The 7,571-nt window shown below is 51.9% G+C and carries 7 protein-coding genes and 1 other RNA gene (1 of these 8 only partly in view); all 8 read left to right on the top strand.

Annotated features, from left to right (window positions below):
• Positions 1 to 123 precede the first annotated feature (123 nt).
• Positions 124 to 1,383, top strand: coding sequence for a UDP-N-acetylglucosamine 1-carboxyvinyltransferase (locus tag P0X86_RS00285; RefSeq protein WP_036662837.1), 1,260 nt, complete (start codon positions 124 to 126; stop codon positions 1,381 to 1,383).
• Between the two features lie 154 nt (positions 1,384 to 1,537).
• Complete coding sequence (gene rho / locus P0X86_RS00290; protein ID WP_012818386.1) at positions 1,538 to 2,866, top strand: transcription termination factor Rho; 1,329 nt, start codon at positions 1,538 to 1,540, stop codon at positions 2,864 to 2,866.
• A 32-nt stretch (positions 2,867 to 2,898) separates the two neighbouring features.
• Positions 2,899 to 4,176 carry a radical SAM family protein gene (locus P0X86_RS00295; RefSeq protein ID WP_277747472.1) on the top strand — a complete coding sequence of 426 codons (1,278 nt, stop codon included), beginning with the start codon at positions 2,899 to 2,901 and terminating at the stop codon, positions 4,174 to 4,176.
• A gap of 172 nt (positions 4,177 to 4,348) precedes the next feature.
• Complete coding sequence (gene rpmE / locus P0X86_RS00300) at positions 4,349 to 4,546, top strand: 50S ribosomal protein L31 (protein WP_006207505.1); 198 nt, start codon at positions 4,349 to 4,351, stop codon at positions 4,544 to 4,546.
• Positions 4,547 to 4,663: 117 nt separating this feature from the next.
• An RNA gene (ffs, locus tag P0X86_RS00305) (signal recognition particle sRNA large type) lies at positions 4,664 to 4,930 on the top strand.
• A 295-nt stretch (positions 4,931 to 5,225) separates the two neighbouring features.
• On the top strand, positions 5,226 to 6,941 hold the full coding sequence (gene dnaX, locus P0X86_RS00310; protein ID WP_277747473.1) for a DNA polymerase III subunit gamma/tau: 1,716 nt from the start codon (positions 5,226 to 5,228) through the stop codon (positions 6,939 to 6,941).
• Between the two features lie 41 nt (positions 6,942 to 6,982).
• The gene (locus P0X86_RS00315) at positions 6,983 to 7,294 is read left to right on the top strand and encodes a YbaB/EbfC family nucleoid-associated protein (RefSeq protein WP_009595540.1); all 312 of its coding nucleotides are present in this window, start codon (positions 6,983 to 6,985) and stop codon (positions 7,292 to 7,294) included.
• Positions 7,295 to 7,319: 25 nt separating this feature from the next.
• Positions 7,320 to 7,571: the 5' portion of a recombination mediator RecR gene (recR, locus tag P0X86_RS00320; protein ID WP_009595539.1), read on the top strand. Its footprint extends 348 nt past the window's final position; 252 of the gene's 600 nt are visible here — the first part of the coding sequence; the start codon lies at positions 7,320 to 7,322; its stop codon lies beyond the right edge, outside the window.

The following is a 7,571-nucleotide window of genomic DNA, read 5'->3' on the forward strand; positions in this document are numbered from 1 at the left end:
CTACGAAAACGAACGCTTATTGCGTCTGTCATCCTTTAGGAACGTCGATACGACGTTTTTCTTGTATGACGGGCATCAGAACCATTTCCGGCTGCGAAGTGATGTAGGGGGAACCGAAAGCTTATGGAAAAATTGATGATCAGCGGTGGACGCCCACTGCGAGGTGCTGTAACAATCAGCGGTGCCAAGAACAGTGCTATTGCGTTAATTCCCGCCGCAATCCTGGCGGAATCGGAAGTCGTACTTGATAATTTGCCGCTTCTCAGCGATGTGGCTGTTTATGCTGAGATCCTTGAGGAATTAGGCGGGCAAGTTTCATGGGAAGGCAATCAGATGAGAATTGACCCTTCTGATATCAAATCCATTCCGATGCCTAACGGACCCGTCAAGAAACTGCGCGCGTCCTACTATATGATGGGCGCCATGCTTGGAAGATTTAAAGAAGCCGTGATCGGCCTGCCGGGCGGCTGTAATTTTGAACCTCGTCCCATCGACCAGCACATCAAGGGCTTTGAAGCGCTTGGCGCGACCGTGACCAACGAACACGGCTCGATTCACCTGCATGCCAAAGAGCTGCGGGGCGCGAAGATCTACCTCGATGTAAGCAGCGTAGGTGCAACGATTAACATTATGCTGGCGGCTGCCAAGGCCAAAGGCTCCACAATTATCGAAAACGCGGCGAAAGAGCCTGAAATTATAGATGTTGCAACACTTTTGAATTCCATGGGAGCTGTCATTAAGGGCGCCGGAACGGAAACCATCCGGATCGAGGGCGTGACCGAGATGCATGGCTGCCGACATTCCATTATTCCAGACCGGATTCAGGCCGGTACATATATGATTGCTGCCGCAGCTACGCGCGGCGATGTTCTGATTGACAACGTCATCCCGAAACATCTTGAGGCCCTCACGGCCAAGCTGATCGAGATGGGTGTGGGCATCGAAGAGCTGGACGAAAGCATCCGCGTGATCGGTAAAGCCCGGTATCAGCATGTGGATGTGAAGGCGCTTATATATCCTGGATTTGCAACGGATTTGCAGTCACCGATGACCAGCCTCCTTACGCAAGCGGAAGGCGTCAGCGTCCTTAGTGATTTTGTATATAGCAACCGATTTAAACATGTTCCGGAGCTCGTTCGCATGGGGGCCAAAATTCGCGTGGAGGGACGCTCTGCCATCATCGAAGGCGGCCCGCTGAACGCAGCCAAGGTCAAAGCGACCGATCTGCGGGCGGGTGCGGCCCTTGTCATTGCGGGACTGACGGTGCCTGAAGGGATAACGGAGGTAAGCGGCGTGGAATTCATCGACCGCGGCTACGACCATCTCGTTTCCAATCTGCGAGAGCTGGGTGCCGACGTGTGGCGTGAGACCGAAGAAGAGTGATTTTTTTACCAAAATGAGGGAAATGTGTGGTGGAAACTGCATATCTCCCTCTGATTTGGGTAATGCTCCTAGTAAAGCTCTCATAGACTAATAGACTACATGACAGCAGGGAACTGCTGCGACAGAAACAAATAATTGAATAGGTGGTTATTGAATGGATTTACAAATAGCCGATTTGGAAGGCATGAAGCTGACGGATCTGTATAAGCTGGCCAAGAAGTATCAGATTCCTTATTATGGCCAGTTGAAGAAAAAAGAATTGATATTTGCCATTCTCCGGGCGCAGGCCGAACAGAGCGGCTTGATGTTCATGGAGGGCGTACTCGAGATTTTGCCGGAAGGATACGGTTTTCTGAGACCGATCAACTATTTGCCGAGCACGGAGGATATCTACATTTCGGCCTCCCAGATCCGCAAATTCGATTTACGGACCGGAGATTTGGTTTCTGGCAAATGCCGGACGCCGAAAGAGAACGAACGTTACTTCGGACTGCTGCAGGTCAACGCCGTGAATGGCGAGAATCCTGCCGTCGCAGCGGAACGACTACACTTCCCAGCCTTGACTCCTCTATATCCGCAAGAAAAGCTTGTTCTTGAAACATCCCCTAATCAGTTGTCAACCCGAATTATGGATCTGCTTGCACCCGTAGGTTTAGGACAACGCGGTTTGATCGTGGCACCGCCAAAAGCAGGGAAAACGCTCCTCTTGAAAGAAATCGCCAACAGCATCTCAACCAACAATCCAGAGATTGAACTGTTTGTTTTACTCATCGATGAACGGCCTGAAGAAGTGACGGATATGCAGCGTTCCGTTAAGGGTGAGGTGGTTGCTTCTACTTTTGACGAGCTTCCGGAGAACCATATCAAAGTGGCGGAACTGGTATTGTCGCGCGCCTTGCGGCTGGTGGAGCATAAGAAGGACGTGGTTATCTTGCTGGACAGCATCACCCGTCTGGCTCGTGCGTACAACCTGGTCATTCCTCCGTCCGGCCGAACGCTGAGCGGCGGTATTGATCCTGCGGCATTCCATCGTCCGAAACGTTTCTTCGGATCGGCTCGTAACGTGGAGGAAGGCGGAAGTTTGACGATCCTGGCGACAGCCTTGGTTGAAACCGGATCGCGGATGGATGATATCATTTATGAGGAATTTAAAGGCACAGGCAACATGGAGCTGCACTTGGACCGCCGCTTCGCGGAACGCCGTATTTTCCCGGCGATCGATATTCGTCGCTCCGGTACCCGGCGCGAAGAGGTGCTGCTGAACAAGGATGAACTGGATACCATTTGGGCGATCCGCAAAAATATGAACGACTCTGCCGATTTTGTGGAAGGCTTCCTTAAAAAAATGCGTGATAGCAAGAATAACGCGGAGTTCTTGGCATCATTTGACGTGAATGCCAACAACGGCGGCGGAACCGGGACTCAGGGCCAGACAGCCAGACGTCCATCGCGTGCATCTGCGGCGACGGCCCCTCAGAGCTAAGCCCTGAATCAACCGGAGAATAGGAGATCAACATGTATTTGGTTTATGCAGATGAACAAGGGAATGTATACGATCATTCCGAGCTGTTCGGGCTGGCCCGCAGCGGAGATATGATCGTCGAGATATTGGAAGATGAATTGATACCTTTGCCGGAGGGAGCTACGCTGGTCGGACTGCCGAGTACCCGAGCGATCGGAATGGATCCGGAGACCGGTGACATGATGCCGCTTGAGGACGGGTATACGGCTGTCGGAGCGCTTCTGCCGCAAGGCTACACCCGGCTCTGCCTGCCGGGGTACGTGAAGTCGGACAAGGAGTATAAGCTGCCGCTGTTTGGTTACTCGGCGGTCGTATGGAAGGATGGCGCTTTCTATACGACGGCGCGTTTGTCCGACGATCCCGAGAAATGGAATCCTGTGAATTGTGATCTGGACGACCTTGAGCTTGGGGTTAAGACGCTGAAGGAGAAGTATCCGGAAAACCGGCTCTACGAACATCTGTCTAACTGTGCGCTGGGATACGAATGCCTGACGGCGTCCAACACCTTCCTGAATCGCTGGGAAGGCGCGGTTCCCGTGTCTTACTCCTGCAATGCGGGCTGCTTCGGTTGCATTTCGGAACAGCCGGATGACAGCGGCTTTGTCTCCCCGCAGACGCGCATGAACTTCCGTCCGAGAGTGGATGAGCTGGTGCAGGTCATGCTGGAGCATCTGAAGACCCCGGAGTCGATCATCAGCTTTGGCCAAGGCTGTGAGGGCGAACCCTCCACCCAGGCGAAGATCATTATAGAGGCCATGCGAGAAGTCCGGGCACAGACCGACATGGGTTACATCAATATTAACACCAATGCGGGACTGACCGATTTTATCCGCGGTATCGTGGATGCGGGTCTTGATCTGATGAGAGTCAGCACGATCAGTGCATTGGATGCCCATTATAACGCATACTACAAGCCAAGAGGCTACACGCTCGCCAATGTGGAGAAATCTCTTCGTTACGCAACGGATCAGGGCGTATACACATCCATTAACTATTTGATCTTTCCGGGCGTGACCGACCGCGAGGAAGAGCTGGAAGCCATGATCGAGTTTGCCCGGCGAACGGGACTCAAATTGATTCAGCTTCGCAATCTGAATATTGACCCTGAGAGCTATCTTGGCCTCATTCCGCCTGCGCAAGGCGAGATTCTCGGAATGAAGCAGGCAATCGAGATCATGAAGGAGGAGCTGCCGGATGTGGTGATCGGCTCCTATACGCATGTGCCCCCTGCTGGACAGGCGAGACCGAAAAAGCGGCCTTCGATTATTTAACTAGCACGGACTCGAATGTGCTAAAAATAGGGTATAGTTCCAATTGCGGACTTGTCTGATGATTTGTGTATGGACTATTGCGCATTCAATATGCTCGTGCTATACTCCTTTTATGTGTCCATATAACTCTGGGTCCGCATGAGGCTCAGGGCGGAAAGAGGTGAAAGCTACAATGAAACAAGATATTCAACCGAAATATCACGTTACTACAGTTACTTGTGCTTGCGGTAATACGTTTGAAACAGGTTCTGTGAAACCCGATCTTCGTGTAGAGATTTGCTCGAACTGTCATCCGTTCTTCACAGGTAAACAGAAATTCCTGGATGCTGGCGGTCGTGTTGATAGATTCAAGAAGAAATACGGTATCTAATAAACAAACCCTTCGCCCTTGTGGCCGAAGGGTTTTTGTCTGTCTTCAGGGCCGTTGGAGTATGCAACTTCTTCCGTCGGTTGCTTTTTTGGTAGCCATGCGATATACTAAAGTTCGCCGTGCTAGACGGGGAGGTAGCGGTGCCCTGTAACTCGCAATCCGCTGTAGCGAGGTTGAATTCCTGTTAGAGGTGTTGTCGATGTGAGGCTGGTCCCTGCGCTCAACGTTGACGGTTGGGTCCTCCGCAATGAGCACTTGTGAACCTGGTCAGGTCCGGAAGGAAGCAGCCATAAGCAAGACCGCTTTTGTGCCGGAGGAGTGCCTAGCCCGAGTTGCTGCTCAGGATTGCCGCTCGGATCGCAATGATCAATAACAGGTGCACGGTATACATATCTGCACATAACACCTTTGCCTTTGGCAAGGGTGTTTTTTGTCGAGGCGGGATTCTAAATTGGAGCGAATGCTTCACGTGAACTTTGGATAAAGTTTTCCAAGTAAACGTTTTGCTAAGGCAGGGGAAAGTAGTATAGAATGTAGTATAATATAACCGTTGACTCATGCCGTTTAGGCTGGGATTGACCATGAATATAACTTGTAAAGCACGTGAGGATTGGGCTTTGGTGTGAGCCTTGGATTTCCTAATCTTCGCGAAGTGGAAGTTGAAAGAGGGTAAAGCATAGTGGAACATATCGCGTTATATCGAGCTTGGCGACCACAGTCGTTCGGCGACATGGTGGGCCAGCAGCATATTATCCAGACCCTGCAGAATGCCATTCGCGAGCAGCGGGTTTCCCATGCCTACCTGTTCAGCGGTCCACGGGGTACAGGCAAGACCAGTGCCGCTAAAATTTTGGCCAAAGCCGTGAACTGCGAGCATGGTCCGGCTGAGGAACCCTGCAATGCATGCGAGGCCTGCCGGCGCATAACGTCCGGAGCCGTCATGGATGTCCAGGAGATCGATGCGGCATCCAACCGCGGCGTCGAGGAGATTCGTGATTTGCGGGAGAAAGTCAAATACGCACCGACCGAAGTGCGGCGCAAGGTTTATATTATTGACGAAGTACACATGCTGACGACGGAAGCGTTCAATGCCTTGCTGAAAACGCTGGAGGAGCCGCCGGCACACGTGATGTTTATACTAGCGACAACAGAGCCGCACAGGCTTCCGGCAACGATTATTTCACGCTGTCAGCGGTTTGACTTCTGTAGGGTGTCCCTGGAGGAACAAACCGGACGTCTGGAGCAGATCTGCGGGGAAGAAGGCATAACGGCTGAGCATGAAGCGCTGCAGTATATTGCGCGTCTATCGGATGGCGGTATGCGGGATGCTTTGAGCATTCTGGATCAGATCGCTTCCTTCACTGGAGGTACCGTATCTTACCGGCAGGTCATGGACATGACGGGAGGCATTGCCTCAGAGCAGTTTGGCCGTCTGGCCGGCGCCGTGAAACAGGGGGATGCCGGACTGGTCCTGCAGATCGTGGAGCAATTTATGCAGGAGGGAAAAAGCGCAGATAAATGCATGGAGAATCTCCTGTACTATTTCCGCGATTTGCTTATGATCAAGATGGTTCCCGATGCCGACAAGCTGACCGATCGGGTTTTGAACCCGGCCGAGTTTCAGGAGATGGCAAATGCCTTCAGCCGGGATGAGCTGTTTCAAATGATTGATACGCTCAACCGTTATCAGAGTGAGATGAAATATGCCTCGCAGCCGCAAACCCTGTTTGAGGTGGCACTGCTCAAGCTTTCCGGCATTACCCAATCCGGCGGCGGGGCCGCAGCTGTCCATTCTACCGCCGATGCGGGAGAATTGGCTCAGTTGAAGCAGCATGTAGCCGCACTTGAGAAAAAGCTGGAGCGTCTGATTCAAAACGGTGTTCCTGCATCGAATCAACGCGAACCGGCCAAGTCTGCCCGTACACCTGCACCGAAAGCAGCTTCAACGGCCAAGATTCCGCAGCATATGGATCAGTATGTATCCTCCCGGACCGGAGAGGATTATACCGCTGTACATCGGCAGTGGGCCCAAATTCTGCAGAACGTGAAAGAGGAGAAGGTAACGGTTCACGCATGGCTGATGGATGGTGAGCCCGTATCCGTATGGGAAGACAAGGTGCTTGTCGCTTTCAAAAACAACATCCACCGCGAAACCACGGAGAAACCTGCCAACAAACAGGTGATTGAAGGGGTTCTTGAGTCTATGCTCGGCAAGCCGTACCATCTGGTGACCATGATGCTTCGCGACTGGAATGATGCGGTAGAAGGAGTAGGCAAGCCTCAGGCGGAAGAGCTTAAGCTGGAACATGAAGAAGCTGATGCCGGTGGAGAAAAACCATGGATTGATGAGGCGATCCAGCTGTTTGGAGAAGACCTCGTTGTCATAAAAGACTAGCGCGTCCCTACGTGCACCCTAATTATAAGGAGAGATGAATCATGAATAATATGAACCAAATGATGAAGCAAGTGAAAAAGATGCAGGAGCAAATGCTGAAGGCGCAGGAAGAGCTTGCTACAAAAACCGTTGAAGGAACTTCCGGCGGCGGCGTGGTTACCGTAGAAGCGAATGGCCATAAACAAATTTTGTCCATCAACATCAAGCCTGAGGCGGTTGACCCGGATGATGTGGAAATGCTGCAGGATCTGGTGCTGACTGCGGTTAACGATGCACTTGCCAAGGCTGAAGAAATTGCGAACGCCGATATGGGCAAATTCACAGGCGGCATGAAAATCCCGGGCTTGTTCTAAACTAACCTAGAAGGAGTAGTTACATTTGTACTATCCTGAACCGATCGCGAAGCTCATCGATGCCTTTACGCGACTGCCGGGTGTGGGGCCGAAAACGGCCGCCCGCCTGGCTTTTCATGTTCTGAACATGAAGGAAGATGACGTTATTGATTTTGCCAAAGCGCTAGTCAGTGTCAAAAGGAATCTGCACTACTGCTCCGTCTGCTGCAACATCACGGATACGGATCCATGCCGGGTATGTCAGGACAAGACTCGGGATGCTTCGATCATCTGCGTT

The organism is Paenibacillus sp. BR1-192 (genome assembly GCF_029542445.1).
In the GTDB taxonomy this organism is placed as follows: Bacteria; Bacillota; Bacilli; order Paenibacillales; family Paenibacillaceae; genus Paenibacillus_AQ; species Paenibacillus_AQ lautus_A.